Origin of the sequence: Pseudoxanthomonas kaohsiungensis, from assembly GCF_010211765.1 — a bacterium.
In the GTDB taxonomy this organism is placed as follows: Bacteria; Pseudomonadota; Gammaproteobacteria; order Xanthomonadales; family Xanthomonadaceae; genus Pseudoxanthomonas; species Pseudoxanthomonas kaohsiungensis.
Map to the genome: position 1 here is coordinate 197,046 of NZ_PDWO01000005.1, position 22,856 is coordinate 219,901.

The 22,856-nt window shown below is 71.3% G+C and carries 15 protein-coding genes and 1 tRNA gene; 13 read left to right on the forward strand and 3 right to left on the reverse strand.

Annotated features, from left to right (window positions below; genetic code table 11):
• The first annotated feature begins 97 nt into the window (after positions 1–97).
• Positions 98–172, forward strand: a tRNA-Val gene (locus CSC66_RS07725).
• A 465-nt stretch (positions 173–637) separates the two neighbouring features.
• The gene (locus CSC66_RS07730) at positions 638–2,182 is read left to right on the forward strand and encodes an alpha-N-arabinofuranosidase (protein ID WP_162376809.1); all 1,545 of its coding nucleotides are present in this window, start codon (positions 638–640) and stop codon (positions 2,180–2,182) included.
• Between the two features lie 91 nt (positions 2,183–2,273).
• Here the strand turns inward: CSC66_RS07730 and CSC66_RS07735 are convergent, their stop codons facing one another.
• Both CSC66_RS07735 and CSC66_RS07740 read right to left on the reverse strand, forming a co-directional pair.
• Positions 2,274–4,712: a glycoside hydrolase family 127 protein gene (locus CSC66_RS07735; protein ID WP_162376810.1), complete on the reverse strand. Its 2,439-nt coding sequence runs from the start codon at positions 4,710–4,712 to the stop codon at positions 2,274–2,276.
• 72 nt (positions 4,713–4,784) lie between these two features.
• Positions 4,785–6,509, reverse strand: coding sequence for an IlvD/Edd family dehydratase (locus CSC66_RS07740; protein ID WP_162376811.1), 1,725 nt, complete (start codon positions 6,507–6,509; stop codon positions 4,785–4,787).
• A 234-nt stretch (positions 6,510–6,743) separates the two neighbouring features.
• Between CSC66_RS07740 and CSC66_RS07745 the strand changes: the two genes are divergently transcribed.
• Both CSC66_RS07745 and CSC66_RS07750 read left to right on the forward strand, forming a co-directional pair.
• On the forward strand, positions 6,744–7,802 hold the full coding sequence (locus tag CSC66_RS07745; protein ID WP_162376812.1) for an aldose epimerase family protein: 1,059 nt from the start codon (positions 6,744–6,746) through the stop codon (positions 7,800–7,802).
• A 93-nt stretch (positions 7,803–7,895) separates the two neighbouring features.
• The gene (locus CSC66_RS07750) at positions 7,896–8,822 is read left to right on the forward strand and encodes a Gfo/Idh/MocA family protein (RefSeq protein ID WP_162376813.1); all 927 of its coding nucleotides are present in this window, start codon (positions 7,896–7,898) and stop codon (positions 8,820–8,822) included.
• Positions 8,823–8,868: 46 nt separating this feature from the next.
• On the opposite strand, the gene CSC66_RS07755 is transcribed toward CSC66_RS07750, so the two are convergent.
• Positions 8,869–9,831, reverse strand: coding sequence for a LysR family transcriptional regulator (locus CSC66_RS07755; RefSeq protein WP_238394326.1), 963 nt, complete (start codon positions 9,829–9,831; stop codon positions 8,869–8,871).
• A 153-nt stretch (positions 9,832–9,984) separates the two neighbouring features.
• On the opposite strand from CSC66_RS07755, the gene araD1 reads away from it, so the two are divergent.
• From araD1 to CSC66_RS07800, 9 genes are all read left to right on the forward strand, one after another.
• Positions 9,985–10,992 carry an AraD1 family protein gene (gene araD1 / locus CSC66_RS07760; protein WP_162376814.1) on the forward strand — a complete coding sequence of 336 codons (1,008 nt, stop codon included), beginning with the start codon at positions 9,985–9,987 and terminating at the stop codon, positions 10,990–10,992.
• A 54-nt stretch (positions 10,993–11,046) separates the two neighbouring features.
• A complete protein-coding gene (locus CSC66_RS07765; protein WP_162376815.1) occupies positions 11,047–12,486 on the forward strand; it encodes an aldehyde dehydrogenase family protein in 1,440 nt (479 codons plus the stop codon).
• A gap of 96 nt (positions 12,487–12,582) precedes the next feature.
• Entirely contained in the window at positions 12,583–13,560 is a 978-nt protein-coding gene (locus CSC66_RS07770; protein ID WP_162376816.1) for an ABC transporter substrate-binding protein, read from the forward strand.
• A 64-nt stretch (positions 13,561–13,624) separates the two neighbouring features.
• Entirely contained in the window at positions 13,625–15,148 is a 1,524-nt protein-coding gene (locus CSC66_RS07775; protein ID WP_162376817.1) for a sugar ABC transporter ATP-binding protein, read from the forward strand.
• A complete protein-coding gene (locus CSC66_RS07780; protein ID WP_162376818.1) occupies positions 15,145–16,200 on the forward strand; it encodes an ABC transporter permease in 1,056 nt (351 codons plus the stop codon). The genes CSC66_RS07775 and CSC66_RS07780 overlap by 4 nt, the downstream gene beginning before the upstream one ends.
• The gene (gene yjfF / locus CSC66_RS07785) at positions 16,197–17,207 is read left to right on the forward strand and encodes a galactofuranose ABC transporter, permease protein YjfF (RefSeq protein WP_162376819.1); all 1,011 of its coding nucleotides are present in this window, start codon (positions 16,197–16,199) and stop codon (positions 17,205–17,207) included. Before CSC66_RS07780 ends, yjfF begins: the two co-directional genes overlap by 4 nt.
• Positions 17,204–19,354 carry a glycoside hydrolase family 43 protein gene (locus tag CSC66_RS07790; RefSeq protein ID WP_162376820.1) on the forward strand — a complete coding sequence of 717 codons (2,151 nt, stop codon included), beginning with the start codon at positions 17,204–17,206 and terminating at the stop codon, positions 19,352–19,354. The genes yjfF and CSC66_RS07790 overlap by 4 nt, the downstream gene beginning before the upstream one ends.
• A 110-nt stretch (positions 19,355–19,464) precedes the next feature.
• Positions 19,465–20,022, forward strand: a complete 558-nt coding sequence (locus CSC66_RS07795; protein WP_162376821.1) for an ECF-type sigma factor — start codon at positions 19,465–19,467, stop codon at positions 20,020–20,022.
• 24 nt (positions 20,023–20,046) lie between these two features.
• Positions 20,047–22,806, forward strand: a complete 2,760-nt coding sequence (locus CSC66_RS07800) for a tetratricopeptide repeat protein (protein ID WP_162376822.1) — start codon at positions 20,047–20,049, stop codon at positions 22,804–22,806.
• Positions 22,807–22,856: the final 50 nt, after the last annotated feature.

Consider the following 22,856-nt stretch of genomic DNA (forward strand, 5'->3'; position numbering starts at 1 on the left):
GCTTGGACGGGTGGCCGGCTCCGGTTGTGGCCGGCCCCGCCGGCGGGGTAGAATGCGCGCCCCTGACGCGGGCAATCCGCGCAGCGTGTGCAGCACCGGGCGGTTAGCTCAGCGGTAGAGCACTACCTTGACATGGTAGGGGTCACAGGTTCGAACCCTGTACCGCCCACCACTGCGGTTCCCCCCTTCGCGGGCGCAGTGGATTTCATCCCCCCTGTTTTCCAGCGGTTCGCCGGTCCCGGCATTGCCGCGGGCGGATGCTCTCCGGATGGCGTCCTTGCGCGCTGGAACTGCCCGCCTCTTCGATAGCAATCCGGATATCGAATGCTCTCCGGATGGCGTCCTTGCGCGCTGGAACTGCCCGCCTCTTCGATAGCAATCCGGATATCAAAAACCGGGCAATTGTCATTGGATCGAATCGACGGGATCACGCATTGTCGGGGACGGTCCGGCCCGGGGAGAGGGCGGGACGGACCGGATCGCGTGGCGCGTCGAACCATCCCGGTGGCGGCCGCGTGCGTGATCCGACGGCCACCGCCCGCCGGGGCGGTATCCCGCGCTGTCCCATGCCCCTCCGGTTCCCGCTTCGCAGCCGCGCCGGTCGCCGCTGCATCCGCCGAGTCCAGAGGAGAGGTCCATGCGCATCCGTTCGACCCTGTTGGCCATCGCCAGCATCGCGGCGGTTCCCGCCTTCGCCCAGGACGTGGTGCTGAAGGTCGACGCCGGCAAGCCGGGCGCGAAGATCGACCGCCACATCTTCGGCCAGTTCGCCGAGCACCTCGGCCATGGCATCTACGAGGGCATCTGGGTCGGCAAGGATTCGAAAATCCCCAACACCCGCGGCGTCCGCAACGACGTCGTCGCCGCGTTGCGCGACCTCAAGGTGCCGAACATCCGCTGGCCGGGCGGCTGCTTCGCCGACGAGTACCACTGGCGCAACGGCATCGGCCCGAAGGACCAGCGCCGGGCGATGGTCAACACCAACTGGGGCGGGGTGATGGAGCCGAACGAGTTCGGCACCCACGAGTTCTTCGACTTCATCGAGCAGGTCGGCGCCGATGCCTACATCTCGGTCAACGTCGGCTCGGGCACGGTGCAGGAAGCGGCGGACTGGCTGGAGTACATGACCGCGGTGCACCCGACCGCGCTGGCCAAGGAGCGCATCGCCAACGGCCGCAAGGAAGCGTTCCAGGTGCCGTTCGTCGGCCTGGGCAACGAGAACTGGGGTTGCGGCGGGGCCATGTCCGGCGACTACTACGTCGACCTGATGAAGGTGTTCGCGCGCTACACGCGCAACTACGACCCGTCGCAGAAAATGAAGCAGATCGCGGTCGGCCCGGATGGCGCCAAGACCGAGTACACCGAGGCGGTGATGAAGGCCTGGTCCGAGCGGGTCTGGAGCTGGAACCTCGACGGCCTGTCGCTGCACAACTACACCGTCAACGGCTGGCCGCCGAGCGTCAAGGCCACCGGCTTCGGCGAGGCCGAATACGCGAAGTTCCTGCAGGAAACACTGGGCATGGACCAGCTGATCCGCACCCATTCGGCGATCATGGACAAGTACGACCCGGAGAAGAAGGTCGCGCTGGTGGTGGACGAATGGGGCTCGTGGCTGGCGCCCACCGAAGGCAGCACGCCCGGCTTCCTGGTGCAGCAGAACTCGATGCGCGACGCGATCCTGGCCGCGCTCAACATCAACATCTTCGCCCGCCACGCCGAGCGCGTGCGCATGGCCAACATCGCGCAGATGGTCAACGTGCTGCAGGCGATGATCTTCACCGACAAGGAGAAGATGCTGCTGACCCCGACGTACCACGTGTTCCACATGTACGTACCGTTCCAGGACGCGACCTTCGTGCCGGTGGCCTTCGACAAGGGCAGCTACAAGGTCGGCGACATCGTCCTGCCACGCGTGGACGCGATCGCGGCGAAGGACGCGCAGGGCATGCTGTGGGTGGCGGTGACCAACGTCGACGCGACGCGCCCGGTGGAGATCGGCCTGGACGTGCCCGGCTTCGATGCCGCATCGGCCACCGGCCAGGTGCTGGCCGCGCCGCGCATGGATTCGGTCAACACCTTCGATGCGGCGCGGACCGTGGCCCCGGCGCCGGTGAAGCTCGATGGCACGACGCTGCGGCTGCCGCCGCATTCGGTCGCGGTGGTGGGGTTGAAGCCGCGCTGATCGACGCCGGCCGGTCGCGGTGCACCGCAATCGGTCGCGGCGTACCGGACCGGTGCCGCGTGCCTGCGGCACGTCCGCCAGGCGCTGACCGCTAGGGCGAAGCGTCGACGCGCAGCAGCCGCAGCCCGAACAGCCGTGGCGTGCGGCGCCCGTCGCGGGCGACGAACCGCACCTCGATGCCGCCCTCGCGCGCGGCCTCGGCCAGCGCCGGTGGCAGCGCGACCTGGCGCTCGATGAAGTCGTCCACGCTCGACCCGTCCAGCAGCACCGTGGCCAGGGTGGCGCCGTCGACCTGCACGTCCATCGCCGCCTGCCACTCGCCGCCGAACAGGGTCAGCTGCAGCGCGAGCGGGGTGTCGCCGCCGCGGCCGGGCGGCACGGACAGGCGATACGCGAATGCGTCGCCCGCATCGCGCCAGTGCCGGCCCAGGTGCATACCAGTGGCCGAGTCGCGGCCGCGGTAGCCATGCTCGACCTCCGGCTGTTGTTCCCCGGGCTGCACCCGGTCCAGGGTACGGGCGTCCAGCGCCTGGCGTTCGCGCTCCGCGGCCTCGATCGCGGCCAGTACCGCCGGATACTCGGCCGCGGTCGTGGTCCGCCAGTAGGCCATGTAGCGCGTGTCGTGCACGCGGTGCAGCGGCTCCAGGCGCAGCGTGCCGGAGCCGGCCGGGCGGACCAGGACGTCGGCGCTGAACACCAGCGGTTCGCCCGCCACCGGCACGATGCCGGCGGCCAGCGCATCGCGCTCGCCGACCAGCATCGGCGCGCGGTCCAGTGGCTGGTACGGCCCGGGCGCGATATGGCTGCCGCGGCCGGAATCGGCGACGAGTCCCTCCAGGTCCTCGGTGCCGGTACGCGCGGCCAGCATCAGCGGGCCGTGCATCACCGCCACCCAGTCCGAACCGTCGGGCAGGTTCTCGATGCGGGTGCGCATCGGCAGTTCGACCTCGACGGTGTCCCCGTCGCGCCAGCGGCGCTCGATGCGCGCCCACGACGCCGGCGTCGAGGAAAGTGGCCACGGCGTGCCGTTCACCTTGACCCGCATGGGCCCGTCCAGCCAGTGCGGATGGCGCAGGTCCAGCGCGAACGCCTGCGGTTCCTCCAGTCGCAGGCGCAGCACGCTGCGCGGCTGCTCGGGGAAGCCGGTTTCCTGCTCCAGCAGCAGTCCGCGCTCGCGCCAGTGCAGTTGCGAGGCCATGTAGAGGTTGACCGCCAGTGCGCCGTCGCCATGCGTATACGTGAAGGCCGCATGCCGGCCGTGGTTCTCGATGCCGCTGCCCACGCAGCACCAGAAGCATTCCTGGGCCTGCGAATACACCCGGTAGTGGCGCGGCCGCACCGGGGTGAAGTAGACCAGGCCGCCGTGCCCGGGATGCTGGGTCGACAGGATGTGGTTGTACAGCGTGCGCTCGTAGAAGTCGGCGTAGCGCGGCTGCGGGCCGAGCCGGTGCAGCAGCTGGGTCAGGCGCAGCATGTTGTAGCTGTTGCAGGTTTCCGGGCCCTCGCGCGAGGCCACCATCGGCGCGAAGTCGCCGGCCGGGTTGAAGTGTTCGCGAACGCTGTTGCCGCCGAAGGCGATGCTGCGCCGCTGCACCACCGTATCCCAGAAGAAGCGCGCCGCGTCGACCCAGGCCGCATCGCCGTCCAGCTCGCCGATGCGGGCGAAGCCGATCACCTTGGGGATCTGGGTGTTCGCGTGCAGGCCATCCAGGCGGTCTTCGCCGCGCAGCAGCGGCTCGAGGATCGCGCGGTGGCTGAAGCGCCGGGCCAGGGCCAGATAGCGCCGGTTACCGGTGATCGCGGCAACGTCGGCCAGGACCTCGTTCATGCCGCCGTGCTCGGTGTCGAGGATGCGCTGCAGTTGCACGTCGTCCAGGCCGGCCACCAGCGCATCGGCCCAGTCGGCGAAGGCGACGAGCATGTCGCGTGCGCGCGCCTCGCCGGCCACCCACCACGCATCGCGCAGGCCCGCGTACATCTTGTGCAGGTTGTAGAACGGCACCCAGGCGCCCTCCAGCGAGAACGCCTCGGCCTGGAAGTCGCCGGCCGCGATCCGGTCCCACAGCCGGCGTCCGTCCGGCGCGCCGCCGAGGTAGCCGTCGCCGTTCGCGCGCTGGCATTCGGCCAGCCCGGCGAGCATCGCCTGCAGCCGCTGGCGCATGCCGGCGTGGCCTTGCGCAGCCTGCTGCGACAGTGCGCTCAGGTAGTGGCCGGCGGTGTGGCCGTCCAGCCCCATCGATTCCCAGTTGGGATAGTTGTCCGCGCGCCGAGGCAGCCCGGCCGCGGCGCGGTACGGCGCCAGCAGGCGGTCGATGTCGAGCGCGGCCAGGTAGCGCAGGTTCAGCGCGCTGGCGTGGGCGAAGGCGCCATCGCCCAGGGTGATCGCCGACAGCGGAAACGGCTCGGCGGCCACCGTTGCCGCCGTCGCCGTCCATGCCTGCCGCGGGAGCCAGGGCGCCAGTGCGGCGGTGCCGAGCGCGCCGATGAAACCGCGGCGGCCGACTGCCGGGCCGGGCGTGGCCGCGCTCATGGCCGAAGAAAAAGCCCCCTTCCGTGCCGCGGCGATGCCGCCCGGACGGCCGCGGAAGGGGTGGGAGAAGCGTCAGTGCGAATCACGGTCGACCCCGTCGCCGCTGCCGCCGACCAGGAAGTCCAGGTCGGCGCCCAGGTGCGCCTGCTGCACATGGTCCACGTACAGCTTGGCCCAGCCGCGCACCGGTGCCGGTGGCGGCGACCATTGCGCGCGCCGGCGCGCCAGTTCCGCGTCGTCCACGTCCAGGTGCAGCCGCCGGCCCGGTACGTCCAGTTCGATGAAGTCGCCCTCGCGCACCAGGGCCAGGTTCCCGCCCGCGGCCGCCTCCGGCGAAGCGTGCAGGACCACGGTGCCGTAGGCGGTGCCGCTCATGCGCGCGTCGGAGATGCGGACGATGTCGGTGACGCCGCGGCGCAGCAGCTTCGGCGGCAGCGGCATGTTGCCGACCTCGGCCATGCCCGGGTAGCCGCGCGGCCCGCAGTTCTTCAGCACCATCACGCAGGTCTCGTCGATATCCAGCGCCTCGTCGTCGATGCGCGCCTTGAAATCCTCGATGCTCTCGAACACCACCGCCCGGCCGCGGTGCCGCAGCAGGTGCGGCGAGGCGGCCGATGGCTTGATCACCGCGCCGTCGGGCGCCAGGTTGCCGCGCAGCACGGCGATGCCGGCCTCGGCGCGCAGCGGCTGCTGCAGCGGGCGGATCACCTCGCGGTTCCAGCACGGCGCCTCGGCGATGTTCTCGCCCAGCGTGCGGCCGTTGACCGTCATCGCGTCCAGGTCCAGGTGCTGCGATACCTCGCGCAGCACGGCCGGCAGGCCGCCGGCGTAGAAGAACTCCTCCATCAGGTATTCGCCCGATGGCTTGAGGTTGACCAGGCAGGGCAGGCGCGAGCCGAGTTCGTCCCAGTCGTCCAGCGACAGCGGCACGCCCAGCCGCCCGGCGATCGCCAGCAGGTGGATCACCGCGTTGGTCGAGCCGCCGATCGCGGCATTGGCGCGGATCGCGTTGGCGAAGGCGGCGCGGGTGAGGACCTTGGACATGCGCAGGTCCTCGCGCACCATCTCCACGATCCGGCGGCCGGACAGGTGCGCCAGGCGGAAGCGGCGCGAATCCACCGCCGGGATCGCCGCGTTCTCCGGCAGCGACATGCCCAGCGCCTCGACCATGCTGGCCATGGTCGAGGCCGTGCCCATGGTCATGCAGCTGCCCTTGGAGCGCTGCATGCAGGCCTCGGCTTCGGTGAATTCGTCCTGGGACAGGGTGCCGGCGCGGACCATCTCCGACATCTCGATCACCCCGGTGCCCGAACCGAGCGGCCGGCCGCGCCAGTTGCCCGACAGCGACGGCCCGCCGGAGACGCCGATCGTCGGCAGGTCGACGCTGGCCGCGCCCATCAACAGCGACGGGGTGGTCTTGTCGCAGCCCATCAGCAGTACCACGCCGTCGATGGGATTGGCGCGGATCGACTCTTCCACGTCCATCGAGGCGAGGTTGCGGAACAGCATGGCGGTGGGCCGCACCTGGGTCTCGCCCAGCGACATCACCGGGAATTCCAGCGGGAAGCCACCGGCCTCGTACACCCCGCGCTTGACGTGTTCGGCCAGCTCGCGGAAGGAGCTGTTGCACGGGGTCAGTTCCGACCAGGTATTGCAGATCCCGATCACGGGGCGGCCGTCGAACAGGTCGTGCGGCAGGCCCAGGCCCTTGAGCCAGCTGCGGTAGTAGAAGCCCTGCTTGCCCTCGCGGCCGAACCACCGGCGGCTGCGGAAGGGGGGCTTGCTGGAGTCGCTCATGCGCGCGGGATCCCTTGCCCGGTTTGGGGGGTCGGCCGGTGCGGTGCTGCGCCTGGCGCGGCGCCGGCCGGTTGTCGGGGCGATGCTACCCGGCGGGGATATGCTCGAAAAATAACAAACGGACGTAGACCAATACCGGTATTGCAATGTCGACCGCCCGCGTGGCGCGTCCGCGCAAGGCGGCTATGCTGCGCGCGGCCGGATCGCGGCCGATGGCAACAGGCGGCGGCATCCATGACCCGGACCAGGCCCTTCGGAAGGCTCGAGGATGGCACTGCGGTGCAGGCGTTCCGGCTCGGCGGCGGGCACGGGCTGTCGGCGGAGATCCTCGACCTCGGCGGCATCCTGGGCCGCCTGGAGTTTTCCGGAGCGCAGGGGCGCACGCCCCTGGTCCTCGGCCTGGCCGATGCGCAGGCCTACTTCCGCGATCCGGCGTACCTGGGCATCCTGGTCGGCCGGTTCGGCAACCGCATCGCCGGGGCGACCTTCGAGCTCGACGGTCGCCAGCACCGCATCAGCGCCAACGAAGGTCGCCACCACCTGCACGGGGGCATGCTCGGCTTCGGCCGGCGACTGTGGACGGTGGAGGCGCACGAACAGGACCTGCTCGCGCTGCGCTACCGCTCGCCCGCCGGCGAGGAGGGCTATCCCGGCAACCTCGAGGTCTCGGCGACCTACCGCCTGCACGGCGCGCACCTGCAGCTGGACTTCGAAGCGACCACCGACGCGCCGACGCCGTTCAATCCGACCCACCACCCGTACTTCAACCTCGCCGGCGATCCGGCGGTAGCCGAATCGGCGCAGTGGCTGCAGGTGCCGGCCAGCGGCTACCTGCCTGTCGACGAGGCACTGATCCCGCTCGGGGACGTGGCCGACGCGGGCGGATCGCCGTTCGACTTCCGCGTGGCCCGGACCCTGGAGGCAGCCTTCGATGGCGACCATCCCCAGCTGCGCCGCGGCGGCGGCTACGACCATTGCCTGGTGCTCGACGCCGCCCGCGACCACGCGGCGATGCTGTACTCGCCGCACAGCGGCATCGCCTTGCGCATCGACAGCGACGCGCCGGCGCTGCAGCTCTACGGCGGCCAGGCCCTGGACCGCCAGCACCCGGGCATCGGCCGCGGCCTGTGCCTGGAGCCGCAGGGCTTTCCCGACGCGCCCAACCGCAGCGGTTTCCCCGATTCGATCCTGCGCCCGGGCACGGTGTTCCGGCGCCGCATCCACTACCGCTTCGCCGCGCCGGGCCGTGCCTGCGGCTGGGACGAGGTCGCCGCCGCGCTGGCGCGTGCCTGAGCCGCCTCGCCGCATTGCTATCTTGAAAAACGACGGCGGCCGGGAGCGCTCCGGCTTTCGCGTCCCCGAACCCATTCCAAGGAGACTGCATCCGTGCCAGCCATCAACCTCGCGATAGTCGGCGTCGGCAAGATCGTGCGCGACCAGCATCTGCCGGCGGTGGCCGCCAACGCCGGCTACCGGCTGGTCGCCGCGGCGAGCCGCCACGGCAAGGTCGACGGGATCGACAACTTCACTTCGATCGACGAGATGCTGGCGGCCGTGCCCGCGATCCAGGCGGTCTCGCTGTGCATGCCGCCGCAGTACCGCTACGAGGCGGCGGCCAAGGCGCTGGCGGCGGGCAAGCATGTATTCCTGGAGAAGCCGCCGGGCGCCACGCTCTCGGAGGTCGAGGACCTGGCTTCGATGGCGGCCGCACGCGGCCTGACCCTGTTCGCCAGCTGGCATTCGCGCTATGCGCCGGCGGTGGAGGCCGCCCGCGAGTTCCTCGCCGGTACCCGCATCCGATCGATGCGGGTGGCGTGGAAGGAGGACGTGCGCCAGTGGCACCCGAACCAGGAATGGATCTGGCGCGCCGGCGGACTGGGCGTGTTCGACCCGGGCATCAACGCGTTGTCGATCGTGACCCGGATCCTGCCGCGGCCGGTGTTCGCCACTGCCGCCACGCTGGAGTTCCCCGGCAACCGCGAGGCACCGATCGCTGCCTCGATCACCCTCACCGACGCGCAGGGCCTGGACCTGGTCGCCGAGTTCGACTGGCGCCAGACCGGCCGGCAGCAATGGGACATCGTCGCCCGTACCGACGCCGGGGAGATGGTGCTCTCCGAGGGCGGCGCGAGGCTGTCGGTGGATGGCGTGCGCGTGCACGACGAGCCCGAGCAGGAGTATCCGATGCTGTACCGCCGCTTCGCCGAACTGGTCGCCAGCGGCCGTTCGGACGTGGACACCGCGCCGCTGCGCCATGTCGCCGATGCCTTCATGCTCGGACGGCGCACGGTGGTGGACGACTTCCACGATTGAGTTTTCGACCGCGCGCCACGGCAGGTCCGTGCCGCGGCCGGCGCGGTCATGCGTGCGGCGAGGGCGGGGTGCCGTAGATCTCCGCGGCCGCCTCCTGCAGCGCCAGCAGCACCGTGCGCGCGCCCGGCGAAAGCAGCCAGTCGGTGCGGGTGATGATCCCGAACGAGTCCATGCGGCAGGACAGCTGCAGCGGCAGGATCGCGACCACGCCATGCGCGGCGTAGTGGCGGGCCACGTCCACCGGCACCACCGCCACGTAGTCGCTCTCCTCGAGCATCTTGGTCATGAACACCAGCGCGGCGGTGGCGATCACGTGCCGGGGCGGCTGCAGCCCGGCGGCGCGGAACATCAGTTCGAAGCGATGGCGCAGCACGCTGCCCTCCGGCGGCACGATCCAGCGCGCCTGCGCGAGCTGGCGCAGGTCGGCCGCGCCCGGCGCCAGCAGCGGATGGCCCGAGCGCGCGATCGCGCAGACCTCCTCCTCGGCCAGGGCCTGGTAGTGCAGGTGGCGCTTGTCGTGGCGCTCGAACAGCCGCGCCAGCAGGAAATCGAGGCGGTTCTTCTCGAGCCGCCCCAGCAGCACGTCGCTGCTCTCCCCCAGCAGCGAGATGCGCAGCTCCGGGTGCTGGCGGGTGATCCGGGCCAGGGCGGTCGGCAGCAGGGTCATCGCCGGCCCGGCGATCGCGCCGATGGCGACGCTGCCGGCCCAGCCGCCCTTCAGCGCCTCGATCTCCGCGCCGGCTTCGCCCAGGCTGGCCAGGGCGATGCGCGCGTGGCGGATCATGCTCTCGCCGTACCAGGTCGGCCGCATGCCGCGCGGCAGCCGCTCGAACAGCGATACGCCCAGCATCTCCTCCAGGTCCTTGAGCAGCTTGGAGGCGGCCGGCTGCGACATCGCCAGGGTCTCGGCGGCGCGGTGGATGTTGCCTTCCTCGTCGATCGCGATCAGCAGCATCAATTGCCGCGTCTTCAGTCGGGCACGGACGAACCACGGCAGGGTCTGGGCCAAGCAGGTCACCTCGGCGATACGAATGTGCGTATATGTTATGCACCAATTTGTATTGGATGCATATGGCGGTAGCCGGCAGAATGCCGGCAGAGGCCCGCATGCCCGCCCGCAGGGCGCGCGTGCCTGCCAAACCTGCGAGGGCGGACCGAAGCGATGCGACTGATCCAGCTGCTGGACGGGGACGGGGCGACCCGGGTCGGCGAGGTCGACGCCGGCGGCGCGCAGGTGCGCCTGCTCGAAGGCCCGGCGAGCATGCACGCCCTGGCGACGGCCGCGATCGACGCCGGACGCAGCCTCGATGCGGAAGTAGCCACGCTTCCCGGCGACACCCGGCTCGATTACGCCGCGCTGCTGCGCGAGGGGCGCGTGCTGGTGCCCTTGCACCACCCCGATCCGGCGCACTGCCGGGTCACCGGCACCGGCCTGACCCACCTGGGCAGCGCCGCGGCCCGCGACGCCATGCACCAGAACCTGCAGCAGCAGGCACAGGCCGGCACCCTCACCGACTCCATGCGCATGTTCCAGTGGGGCGTGGAAGGCGGGATCCCGGCGGCCGGCGAAGCGGGTGCGCAGCCGGAGTGGTTCTACAAGGGCGATGGCGGCATCGTGGTCGCGCCCGGGGCGCCGCTGCCGTCGCCGGATTTCGCCCTGGACGGCGGCGAGGAACCGGAGCTGGTCGGGCTGTACCTGATCGGCCCGGACGGCACGCCGCACCGGCTCGGATTCGCCATCGGCAACGAGTTCTCCGACCACGTCACCGAACGCCAGAACTACCTCTACCTGGCCCATTCCAAGCTGCGCGCCTGCGCGGTCGGTCCGGAGCTGCGCACCGGCCCGCTGCCGCGCGACCTGCGCGGCACCAGCCGGATCCGCCGCGGCGACGCGGTGCTGTGGGAGAAGCCCTTCCTCACCGGCGAGGCGAACATGTGCCATTCGCTGGCCAACCTCGAATACCACCACTTCAAGTACGCGGCCCATCGCCGTCCGGGCGACGTGCACCTGCATTTCTTCGGCACCGCCACCTTGAGCTTCGCCGACGGCGTGCGCGCCGAGCCCGGCGACGTGTTCGAGGTCGACCTGCCCGAGCTGGGCGCGCCACTGGCCAATCCGTTGCGCACCGTCGCCGCCGGCTTCGCCCCCGGCGGGGTCCGCAGCCTGTAGGGTGGCGCAGGCAGTCGCCGCCCGTGGGCGGACCATGATCCAGGGAGCATTACCGTGAGCGAACAGCGTTTCAGCAGCTACATCGCCGGCCAGTGGGTCGAAGGCGACGGCAGCCATGCCGACGAGAACCCGGCCGACCTGGCCAGCCCAGTCGGCGGCTACGGCGTGCTCGACGCCGCGCGCACCGCGCAGGCGGTCGATGCCGCTGCCACCGCCTTGCCGAAGTGGTCCTTCACCACCCCGCAGCAGCGCGCCGACGTGCTCGACTTCGTCGGCAGCGAGATCCTGGCGCGCAAGGCGGAGCTGGGCCGGCTGCTGGCGATGGAGGAGGGCAAGACCCTGGCCGAGAGCATCGGCGAGGCCGCCCGCGCCGGGCAGATCTTCAAGTTCTTCGCCGGCGAGGCGTTGCGCATCCCCGGCGAGAAGCTGGCCTCGACCCGCCCCGGCGTCGACGTGGAGATCACCCGCGAACCCGTGGGTACGGTCGGCATCATCGCGCCGTGGAATTTCCCGCTGGCGATCCCCGCCTGGAAGATCGCCCCGGCGCTGGCCTATGGCAACACGGTGGTGTTCAAGCCGGCCGAGATCGTGCCGGGCTGCGCCTGGGCGATCGCCGAAATCCTCTCGCGCGCCGGGCTGCCCGACGGCGTGTTCAACATGGTCCTCGGCAGCGGCCGGGTGGTCGGCCAGGCGCTGGTGGAACATCCGCGCCTGGACGCGCTGACCTTCACCGGCTCGGTGCCGACCGGCCACGCGCTGCTGAAACAGGCCGCCGCGCGCGCGCTCAAGGTGCAGATGGAGATGGGCGGCAAGAACCCGCTGGTGGTGCTCGCCGACGCCGACCTGGACCAGGCGGTGGAGTGCGCGGTCAACGGCGCCTACTTCTCCACCGGCCAGCGCTGCACCGCCTCGAGCCGGCTGATCGTGGAAAGCGCGGTCTATGACGAGTTCGTGGCGAAGGTGCAGGCGCGCCTGGCCAGGATCAAGGTCGGCGATCCGCTGGAACAGGGCGTGGACATCGGCCCGGTCGCCAGCGGCGCTCAGTTGCAGACCGACCTGTCGTACATCCAGGCCGGCCACGACGACGGTGCCGAGCTGCTCGCCGGCGGCGGGCGCGTGGAATGGAAGACCCAGGGCCACTTCCTGGCGCCGACGCTGTTCGCGGCCAAGCCCTCGGACCGGATCGCGCGCGAGGAGATCTTCGGCCCGGTGGCCGCGCTGCTGCGCGCCGACGACTACGAGCAGGCGCTGGCGCTGGCCAACGACACCGAATTCGGCCTGTGCGCGGGCATCTGCACCACCTCGCTGAAGCACGCCACGCATTTCAAGCGGCATGCCCAGGCGGGCATGGTGATGGTCAACCTGCCGACCGCGGGCGTGGATCCGCACGTGCCGTTCGGCGGGCGCAAGGCATCCAGTTACGGTCCGCGCGAGCAGGGTCGCTACGCGGTGGAGTTCTACACGACGGTCAAGACCGCCTACACCGCGGCCTGACCGCCGCCACGTCCGCGGCCGCGCGCTGGAGGGCGCGCGGCATCCGCCGGGGCGGCCCCTGGCCGCGGAACCACCATATGCATCGAGGGAGGAGCGATGAACAAGGGTTTGAAGCTGGCGGCGGCAGTGCTGTGCGCGGCGGTGCTGGGCGCCTGCGGCAAGGGCGACGGTGGGGCGGCGGCCGGGGATGGCGCGATCACGGTCGGCTTCAGCCAGGTGGGGGCCGAGAGCGAGTGGCGCACCGCCAACACCCGCTCGGTGAAGGAGGCGCTGGCCGCGCCGGAATTCAACCTCAAGTTCTCCGACGCGCAGCAGAAGCAGGAGAACCAGATCAAGGCGCTGCGCTCGTTCATCGCCCAGGGCGTGGACGTGATCGCGTTCTCGCCGGTGGTGGAGTCGGGCTGGGAGACGGTGCTGCGCGAAGCCAAGGCCGCCGGCATCCCGGTGGTGCTGACCGACCGTGCCGTGGCCGTCTCGGACGAGTCGCTGTACGCCACCTTCATCGGTTCGGACTTCGTCGAGGAGGGCCGCAAGGCCGCGCGCTGGCTGATCGAGGACAGCGAAGGCCAGGCCGGGCCGGTCCGCGTCGTCGAGCTGCAGGGCACGGTCGGCTCGGCCCCGGCAAACGACCGCATGAAGGGCTTCAAGGAAATCCTCGGCCAGGACCCGCGCTTCACCATCGTCCGCTCGCAGAGCGGCGACTTCACCCGGGCCAAGGGCAAGGAAGTGATGGAGGCGTTCCTCAAGGCCGAGGGCCCCGGTGGCATCGACGTGCTGTTCGCGCACAACGACGACATGGCCATCGGCGCGATCCAGGCGATCGAAGCCGCCGGACTCAAGCCGGGCGAGGACATCCGCATCGTATCGATCGATGGCGTGCGCGGCGCGTTCGAGGCGATGAAGGCCGGCAAGCTCAACGCCACGATCGAATGCAACCCGCTGCTGGGCCCGCAGCTGGCCGACCTCGTGCGCGACGTGCATGCGGGACGGCCGGTGCCGCGCCGGGTCGAGGTGGAGGAGGGTGTGTTCACCCGCGAGCAGGCGGCCGCCGAGCTGCCGCGCCGCAAGTACTGAGCGTCGTGATGGCGATCGCGGCCCCGCGGTGTCGGTTTCGCGCGCTGGCGCCAGGCGTTCGCGCATGAGCGCGGTGGTGCTCGAGGCCACCGGCCTGCGCAAGCGCTTCGGCGCGACGGTGGCCCTGGATGGTGCGGGGCTGTCGCTGCGTGCCGGCGAAATCCATGCGTTGATGGGCCAGAACGGCGCCGGCAAGTCGACCTTGATCAAGCTGCTCACCGGCGTGGAAGCGCCGGATGCGGGCACGATCACCCTCGACGGGCGCACGATCGCGCCGGCCACGCCGCTGGATGCGCAGCGCGAGGGCATCAGCACCGTCTACCAGGAAGTGAACCTGTGCCCGAACCTGTCGGTGGCCGAGAACCTGTTCGCCGGCCGTTACCCGCGCGGGCGCCTGGGCCTGGTCGACTGGAGGCAGGTGCGCGCCGGCGCGCGCGCACTGCTGCGCGAACTGCACCTGGACATCGATGTCGACCGGCCGTTGTCGGGTTATCCGGTGGCGGTGCAGCAGATGGTGGCGATCGCGCGCGCGCTGGGCGTGTCGGCGCGGGTGCTGGTGCTGGACGAGCCCACCTCCAGCCTGGACGAGGGCGAGGTGCGCGAGCTGTTCGCGGTGATGCGCCGGCTGCGCGAACGCGGCATGGCGATCCTGTTCGTCACCCATTTCCTGGACCAGGTCTACGCGGTGTCGGACCGGATCACGGTACTGCGCAACGGCGGCCTGGTGGGCGAGTTCCTGCCGGCGCAGCTGCCGCATGCCGCCCTGGTCACGGCGATGGTCGGGCGCGAGGTCGGGATGGCCGCGGGCCGCGACCCGGGCGGTGCCGGCGCCGGCGAAGGCGCGGTGCTGGTGGAAGCGCGCGGACTGGCGCGGCGCGGCAGCCTGCGGCCGGTGGACCTGCAACTGAGGGCAGGCGAGGTGCTGGCGCTGGGCGGGCTGCTGGGTTCGGGCCGGACCGAGCTGGCGCGGCTGCTGTTCGGCCTCGACCGCGCCGACCAGGGCCGGCTGAGCATCGACGACGCGCCGGTCGACCTGCGCCATCCGGCCGAAGCGGTGGCGCACGGCCTGGCGCTGTGCCCGGAAGAGCGCAAGACCGAGGGCATCGTCGCGGGACTGTCGGTGCGCGAGAACATCGTGCTGGCGCTGCAGGCGCGGCTCGGCTGGCGGCGCGCGCTGGCTACGTCGCGGCAACGCGAACTGGCGCAGCGCTTCGTCGCCCTGCTCGGCATCAAGGCCGGCGACATCGAGGCCGCCGCCGGCACCCTGTCCGGCGGCAACCAGCAGAAGGTGGTGCTGGCGCGCTGGCTGGCCACCGCGCCGCGGCTGCTGATCCTGGATGAACCCACCCGCGGCATCGACATCGCCGCCAAGCAGGAAATCATGGGCGAAGTGGTGCGGCTGGCGCGGGAGGGGATGGCGGTGCTGTTCATTTCCGCCGAGATCGAGGAGCTGACCCGCCTGGGCGATCGCATCGCGGTGATGCGCGATCGCCACCTGGCCGGCGAACTGCCTGGCGGCAGCAGCGGAGCGCAGGTGCTGGCGCTGATCGCCGGTGAAGCCGGAACCGGGGTGGAGGGCCGCGCATGAGCGCGGATGGCGCGACGCGGCGCGTGCTGCGATGGTCGCTGGCGCATCCGCTGTTCTGGCCGTTGCTGGCGCTGGGCCTGCTGCTGCTGGGCAACGGCCTGTTCAACCCGGGCTTCCTGGCGTTGCAGTGGCGCGACGGGCACCTGTACGGCAACCTGGTCGACATCGCCAATCGCGCCGCGCCGCTGGTGCTGGTGTCGCTGGGCATGACCCTGGTGATCGCCGTGCGCGGCCTGGACATCTCCGTCGGTGCGGTGCTGGCGATCGCGGCCACGGTCGCCGCCTGGACGATCGCGCGCACCCAGGCCGCCGGCGCCGAGGGCCTGCTGCCGCTGTTCGCCGCGATCGCCGCGGCGCTGGCCGCCGCGGCCGCATGCGGGCTCTGGAACGGACTGCTGGTGGTCAAGCTGGGGTTGCAGCCGATCATCGCCACGCTGGTGCTGATGGTGGCCGGCCGCGGCATCGCCCAGCTGCTCAGCGATGGCCAGATCCTGACCATCTACTACGAACCGTTCGCCTTCCTCGGCAACGGCTTCCTGTTCGGGCTGCCGTTCTCGCTGTTCATGGTCGCGCTGGTGTTCGTGGGCCTGAAGCTGCTGCTGGAGCGCAGTGCGCTGGGCCTGTTCGTGCGCGCGATCGGCCACAACCCGGTCGCCGCGCACGTGGCCGGGGTGCGCGCCCGCGCCATCACCTGGGCGGCCTACGTGTTCTGTGGCTTCAGCGCGGGGTTGGCCGGGCTGCTGGTCAGTTCCAACGTCGCCAGCGCCGATGCCAACAATGCCGGCCAACTGCTCGAGCTCGACGCGATCCTGGCGGTCAGCCTCGGCGGCACCGCCCTGGCCGGCGGCCGCTTCAGCCTCGCCGGCAGCCTGGTCGGCGCGCTGATCATCCAGGCCCTGACCACGACCATCTATGCGATCGGCGTGCCGCCGCAGGTGAACCTGGTGGTCAAGGCCCTGCTGGTGCTGGTGGTGCTGCTGCTGCAGTCGCCGGCGTTCCGCGCGCAGCTGCGCGCGCGCGCGCGCCTGGCCGGGCATGGAGGCGGCGCATGAGCGCGGTACCGGTTCGCGCCGGATGGCTGCCGCGGCTTTGGCGCGACCCGCGCCACGTGTCGCTGGCGGTGACGGTGGCGCTGTTCGTGGCGATGTCGGTCGCCGGCGGCGTGCTGTACGACGGCTTCCTGTCGCCGCAGGTGTTCCTGAACCTGCTGATCGACAATGCCTTCCTGCTGATCGTCGCGGTGGGAATGACCTTCGTGATCCTGACCGGCGGGATCGACCTGTCGGTGGGGGCGGTGGTCGCCTTCAGCACGGTGCTGCTGGCCAGCCTGGTGCAGCACCACGGCTGGCATCCGCTGGCGGCGATCGCGCTGGTGCTGGCGCTGGGTACGGCTTTCGGCGCGGCGATGGGCGTGATGATCCAGCGCTACCGGCTGCCGCCGTTCGTGGTCACCCTGGCCGGCATGTTCCTGGCCCGCGGCGCGGCCACGCTGGTGAGCGTGGAGTCGATCGGCATCGACCATGCCTTCCACGTGGCCCTGGCCAACCTGCGGATTCCGCTCGGTGGCGGCGCCTCGCTCTCGTTCGGCGCACTCGTCGCGCTGCTGGTCGTGGCCGGCGGCGCGGTCCTGGCCGGCATGACCCGGTTCGGTCGCGCCGTGTACGCGATCGGCGGCAGCGAGCAATCGGCCGCGCTGATGGGTTTGCCGGTGGCCGCCACGCTGGTGCGGGTCTATGCCTTGAGCGGCTTCTGCTCGGCCCTGGCCGGCGTGGTCTACACCTTCTACATGCTCAGCGGCTACAGCCTGCATGGCAACGGCCTGGAACTGGACGCGATCGCCGCGGTGGTGATCGGCGGCACCCTGCTGGCCGGCGGCAGCGGCTACATGCTGGGCACCCTGGTCGGCGTGCTGGTGCTGGGCCTGATCCAGACCCTGATCGTATTCGACGGCAGCCTCAGCTCGTGGTGGACGCGCATCGCGATCGGCGCGCTGCTGCTCGTGTTCTGCGTGCTGCAGCGGCTGCTGCTTCGCACATCGCAGCGACGGCAGGCCGGATGAACGCCCACGCTCCACCGCGCAACGCCACCGGCGCGCCGGCACGGAACCGCTGGCGCGCGAGCCTGCTCCTGCTGGCCCTGGCGGCCTGCCCGCCGGGCCTGTGGCCGGCGCTGGCCGCGCCCGCGACCACCTGGATGGCCGACAACGGCAATGGGAGCTTCACCAACCCGCTCTTCTACGACGAGTTCTCCGACCCCGACCTGATCCGGGTCGGCGACGACTTCTACATGGTCGGGACCACCATGCACGCGGTGCCGGGCCTGCCGGTGCTGCACTCGCGCGACCTCGTCAACTGGCGCTTCCTGTCGTACGCGATGCCCGGCTTCGGGCCGGGCGACGCGTTCCGCCTCGCCAACGGGCAAGAGAGCTACGGGCAGGGCATCTGGGCCCCGTGCATCCGCTACCACGACGGCACGTTCTACATCTTCTCCAACATCAACGGCCATGGCGTGCAGGTGTTCACCGCGCGCGATCCGGCCGGTCCCTGGCAGCACCGCTCGCTCGGCCGCAGCCTGCACGACCTGTCGGTACTGTTCGACGACGACGGCCGCGTGTACGCGGTCTACGACTACCAGCAGGTGCGGATGGTCGAGCTGAAGCCGGACCTGAGCGGCGTCGTCGAAGGCAGCGACCGGGTGCTCATTCCCGCCGGCCAGGCGATGGGCGAAGGCCACCACTTCTACAAGATCGACGGCCGCTACTACATCATCAGCGCCAATTACGCGCCGGTCGGGCGGATGCAGGCGGCGCGTGCGGACCGGGTCGAGGGCCCTTACGAAACGGTGGTGATCAGCGCCGGCGAAACCATGGGCACCCAGCGCGGCTGGTGGCTGGACAACATCGGCCAGCGCGATCCGGTGCCCACCGGTGCCACGCCGTTCCGCATGCACAAGCCCGGCGACAATGCGCTGGGCGCGGTCCCGCTGCACCAGGGCGGCATCGTGCAGCTGGCCAACGGCCAGTGGTGGGGGTTCTCGATGATGGACCTGAAGTCGGTCGGGCGAACGACCTTCCTCTCGCCGGTGACCTGGCACGACGGCTGGCCGTACTTCGGCCTGCCGGGCAACCTCGGCCGCTCGCCGCGCACCTGGAGCAAGCCCGATGTCGGCGTGGCGACCACGCCGTCGGCGACCTGGGAGCGCAGCGACGATTTCTCCGCGCCCGCGCTCAAGCCGCTCTGGCAGTGGAACCACGAGCCGGTGCCGGGCAAGTGGTCGCTCTCTGAGAAGCCCGGCGCGCTGCGCCTGCACAGCCTGCCCGCCGATGGATTCCTGTGGGCGCGCAACACGTTGACCCAGCGCGCCATCGGTCCCGAATCCTCGGCGACCGTGCAACTGGACGCCTCGGGACTGCGCCCGGGCGATACCGCCGGGCTGGGCCTGTTGAACATCCCCGCGGCGTGGATCGGCGTGGTCCGCGAGGAGGCTGGCCCGACCCTGCGCTGGTATGCGCAGGAGGGCGACCGGCATCTCGACGTGCCATTGCCGGCAGCGCAAGTGCACCTGCGCGCCAGCGCCGATTTCGACGACGATATGGCGCAGCTCGCGTACAGCCTCGATGGCGAGCGGTTCATCCCGCTCGGCGATCCGCTGCGCACGCCCTACGGCCTGAAGACATTCCAGGGCGTGCGCTATGCGCTGTTCGCGTACAGCGCCACGGGCGCCGCGGGAGGCCATGCGGATTTCGACAATTTCAGGGTCGAGGAACCGCTGGCCGACCGCTCGCGCAACATTCCCTTCGGCCAGGTGGTGCAGCTGTCGAACCGTGCGGATGGCAGCCTGGCCTGGGCCAGTCCGCTGGGCATGCTGCACTCCACCCGCGAGGGCGCCGGCGATGAGGGGACGCGCTTCCGCGTCCACGACCGCGGCCAGGGACGGGTGGCGCTGGAGGTGGTGGATGGCGGCGGCTTCCTGACGGTGGTCGGCGCCGGGCTTGCAGCGGACGTGCGCGTGGCGGCGCACGAGTCCGCGGACAGCCTGTTCATGTGGCAGGACATGCTGCGCGGCGAAGCCATGCTGCTGTCCTTGCGGACCCATCGCTACCTCGGTTTCTCGCCGGATTCGGGCGAGCCCTACGCGGCCGACCGGCCGGGCACGCGGCCGGACCGCCGCGACGGGACGGTGCTGGCCTGGCGCGCGGCGCGCTGAGCGGTTCAGCGCTTCACGCGGCGGTGGTTCCGGCGCGCGCGGCGACATTGCCTATAATCGGCGACCTGTTGCCGGCCCGTGCCGCCGGCCGGCCAATGGGGGGGACAGGCGTGTCGGACGACATCACCCGGTTGCTGCTGTCGTGGCGTGCAGGCGACCTGCAGGCCCGCGAGCACCTGTTCGACGCCGTGTACGAGGCGCTGCGCGAGATGGCGGTCTCGCGCCTGGGCGGTGGCCGCGGCGACGTCACCCTGCGCCCGACCTCGCTGGTCCACGAGGCGCTGCTGCGCATGCTCGGCCGTGATGTCGGCTACGTCGACCGCGCGCACTTCTTCGCCCTGGTCGCACTCAAGATGCGCGCGGTGCTGGTCGACCACGCCCGCGCCAACGTGGCTGCCAAGCGCGGCGGTGGCGCCATCAACGTGACGCTCTCGCACGTCGACAGCGGCGCGCACAACGAGGATGTCGGCGACTACGACGTGCTGGCCTTGCACCAGGCGCTGGAGCAGCTGGGCACGCACGACGAGCGCGCCGGGCGCGCGGTGGAACTTGCCTATTTCGGCGGCATGTCGCACGAGGAGATCGCCACCGTGCTCGAGGTATCCGTGCCGACCGTGGACCGCGACCTGCGCTTCGCGCGGGCGTGGCTCAACCGGCAGCTGGGCTGAGGCGTCGTACTCTGGGGGAAGGGGATGGCCGGTAACGAGCGCTGGCAGCAGTTGCGCGAACTGTTCGACGCGGTGTGCGACCTTCCGCCCGAGTCCTGGCGCGGCGAGCTCGAGCGGCTGACCGGCGATGCGGACCTGCTGCGCGAGACCCTGGAACTGCTGGGCGCGCAGACGGTCGCCCTGGAGCGCGCCCGCGCGCCGCTGGACGGCCTGCTGTCGCGGATGTCCGCACCGGAACTGCAGCCGGGCGACACCCTCGGCCCCTGGCGGCTGGCCGAACGGCTGGCGTCGGGCGGCATGGGCGTGGTCTATGCCGCCGAGAGGGCCGACAACCTTTACGCGCGCAAGGTCGCGGTCAAGTTGCTGCGCGGCCTGTCCGACCCGCGAACCGCCGAACGCCTGGCCGAGGAGCGGCGCATCCTCGCCGGCCTGCAGCACCCGAACATCGCGCGGCTGTACGACGGCGGCACCACGGCCGCCGGGCTGCCGTACCTGGTGATGGAGTTCGTCGAAGGCGAACCGCTGGACGCATGGTGCGGCACGCACCGGCCGGACCTGCGGCAGCGGCTGGCGCTGTTCGTGCGCACCTGCCGCGCGGTGCAGGCCGCGCATGCGCACCTGGTGGTGCACTGCGACCTCAAGCCGAGCAACATCCTGGTGCGCGGGGACGGCGAACCGGTGCTGCTGGATTTCGGCATCGCGCGGCTGATGGACGAGGACGGGCAGGGCGCCGGCGCGATGTTCTGCACGCCCGCCTATGCCGCGCCGGAAACGGTGGCTGGACGCCCGGTGGGCGTGGCGAGCGATGTCTTCAGCCTCGGCGTGCTGCTGGTGGAATTGCTGGCGGACCGGCGGATCGAGCGCGGCGTCGACGACAGCGCGCTCCCGGTGGTCGCACCCAGCCAGTGGGCGGGCGCCGACTGCCGGTGGCGCCGGCGCCTGCGCGGCGACCTGGATGCGATCGCCGCCCGGGCCTGCGCTCTAGACCCAAGCCGGCGCTACGCGTCGGTCGAAGCCCTGGCCAACGACGTCCAGCGCTACCTCGACCATCGCGCCGTCGGCGCGCGGCAGGGCTCGCGCCTCTACCGGCTCGGGCGTGGGCTGCGCAGGCACTGGCAGGCCGCGGGCGTGGCGACGGTGGTGCTCGGCCTCAGCGTGGCCTTCGTGTGGCGGCTCGGCGAAGAGCGCGCGCGCGCCCAGCGCGAGGCGCAGGTGGCCGAACAGGTCGGGCAGTTCATGCTGTCGGCGTTCGAGGCGGCCGACCCGCGCAAGCGCGGCAAGGGCGAGACCGAGGCCTCGGCCCGCGAGGTGCTGGACGCCGGTGCCGCGCGCATCGATGCAGAACTGGCCGACTCGCCGGCCATCCGCGCGCGCGTGCAGCAGGTGATCGGCCTGGCCTACAAGAACATCGGCCAGCCGCAGCGGGCTGAGGAGCTGCTGCGCGCGGCGGTGGACGGATTACTGGCGGACGGGGTGGACGAGCCGATGCTGGCCGCCGGCGCGATGAGCGACCTGGCCACGCTGCTGGCCAACGACCGGCGCGGCACGGAAGCCGAAGCGATGGCCCGGCGCGCGCTTGCCGTGCTCGACGGCGAGGCCGCCGCGGACGGCGCTGCCGCGGCGCATGCCTGGAACTCGCTCGGCCTGGCGCTCATGGAGCAGGAGCATTTCGACGACGCCGAAGCCGCGTTGCTGCGTTCGATGGAGATGCGCAGGCTGCTGCCGGACGCGCCGCGGATGCTCGCGGTGGCCAAGCACAACCTCGGCCTGCTCTACCGCCGGCGCGGCGACCTCGCCGGTTCGGAGGCCGCTTTGGAGGAAGCGCTGTCGATGAAGCGCGAGCTCAGCGGGGAGCGTTCCTACGAAGTGCTCAGCACGCGCCATGTGCTGGCCATGACCCTGGCCGAGCAGGGCCGCCTTGCGGAGGCCGAAAGGCTCCAGCGGCAGAACCTCGCGCTGGCGCGCGAGTTGTTCGGCGAGGCGAGCGACCATACCGCTACCGCCTACAACGAGCTGGCCAGCCTCAACCAGGACCTCGGCGAGTACGCGCTGGCCGCCGATTACTACGATCGCGCGCTCGCGGTCGAAGCGGAAGTGTCCGGCGAGCAGAGCGTCAGCTACATGGTCACGTTGAACAACCTGGCCACGCTGGAGGAGTCGCGTGGCGACCCGGAGCGCGCGCTGCAGCTGTTCCGCCGCTCGTTCGAGTACCGGCGCGCGAGCCTGGGCCCGGACAACCCGAGCGCCCTGCGCGCGGAGGTCAACCTCGGGCGGGCGCTGATGCGCGTCGGCCGCCTGGCCGAGGCCGAGCCGCTGATCGCGCGCGCGATGGCCGCCTGGGCGACGAGGCTGGAGCCGGATGCGGCGGACATGTTGCGCACGCGCCTGGGCTGGGCGGAATGGGAGCTGCGCGCGGGACGGTTCGAGGCTGCCGACGCCACCCTCGAGGCGTTGCGGCCGCTGTTCGCGGGCAAGCCACCGGCGCTGGTGTTCCGCCACCAGGCGCTGGTCGCCGAACTGCTGCAGCGCCGCGGCCGCGCGGCCGAGGCGGTGGAGGCCTGGGCGCTGGCGCTGGCGCAGGCCGAAGCCCAGTTCGGCAGCGAGAGCATCTCGACCGCGCGCTGGCGGGTCCCCTATGCGGAAGCGCTGCTGCAGGCGGGCCAGGTGGACCAGGCGCGTGCGCAGGTGCGCCAGGCGGCGCCGGTGCTGCGTGCGCAACTGCTGCCGGGCTCGGAGCTGCCGCGCCGCCTGGACGCGCTGGAAAGCAGCCTGGGCCAAGGCTGACGCGTGCGGCGGCAGGCGCCGGTGGATCGGCTCCTGCGGAGGCAGCGGGG

Excerpts from the sequence above, each read along its gene's own strand:
- CSC66_RS07780 (WP_162376818.1), top strand. The coding sequence starts at position 15,145 with ATGAGCGCGGATGGCGCGACGCGGCGCGTGCTGCGATGGTCGCTGGCG.
- CSC66_RS07740 (WP_162376811.1), bottom strand. The coding sequence starts at position 6,509 with ATGAGCGACTCCAGCAAGCCCCCCTTCCGCAGCCGCCGGTGGTTCGGC.
- yjfF (WP_162376819.1), top strand. The coding sequence starts at position 16,197 with ATGAGCGCGGTACCGGTTCGCGCCGGATGGCTGCCGCGGCTTTGGCGC.
- CSC66_RS07790 (WP_162376820.1), top strand. The coding sequence starts at position 17,204 with ATGAACGCCCACGCTCCACCGCGCAACGCCACCGGCGCGCCGGCACGG.
- CSC66_RS07745 (WP_162376812.1), top strand. The coding sequence starts at position 6,744 with ATGACCCGGACCAGGCCCTTCGGAAGGCTCGAGGATGGCACTGCGGTG.
- CSC66_RS07735 (WP_162376810.1), bottom strand. The coding sequence starts at position 4,712 with ATGAGCGCGGCCACGCCCGGCCCGGCAGTCGGCCGCCGCGGTTTCATC.
- CSC66_RS07800 (WP_162376822.1), top strand. The coding sequence starts at position 20,047 with ATGGCCGGTAACGAGCGCTGGCAGCAGTTGCGCGAACTGTTCGACGCG.
- CSC66_RS07770 (WP_162376816.1), top strand. The coding sequence starts at position 12,583 with ATGAACAAGGGTTTGAAGCTGGCGGCGGCAGTGCTGTGCGCGGCGGTG.
- araD1 (WP_162376814.1), top strand. The coding sequence starts at position 9,985 with ATGCGACTGATCCAGCTGCTGGACGGGGACGGGGCGACCCGGGTCGGC.
- CSC66_RS07775 (WP_162376817.1), top strand. The coding sequence starts at position 13,625 with ATGAGCGCGGTGGTGCTCGAGGCCACCGGCCTGCGCAAGCGCTTCGGC.
- CSC66_RS07730 (WP_162376809.1), top strand. The coding sequence starts at position 638 with ATGCGCATCCGTTCGACCCTGTTGGCCATCGCCAGCATCGCGGCGGTT.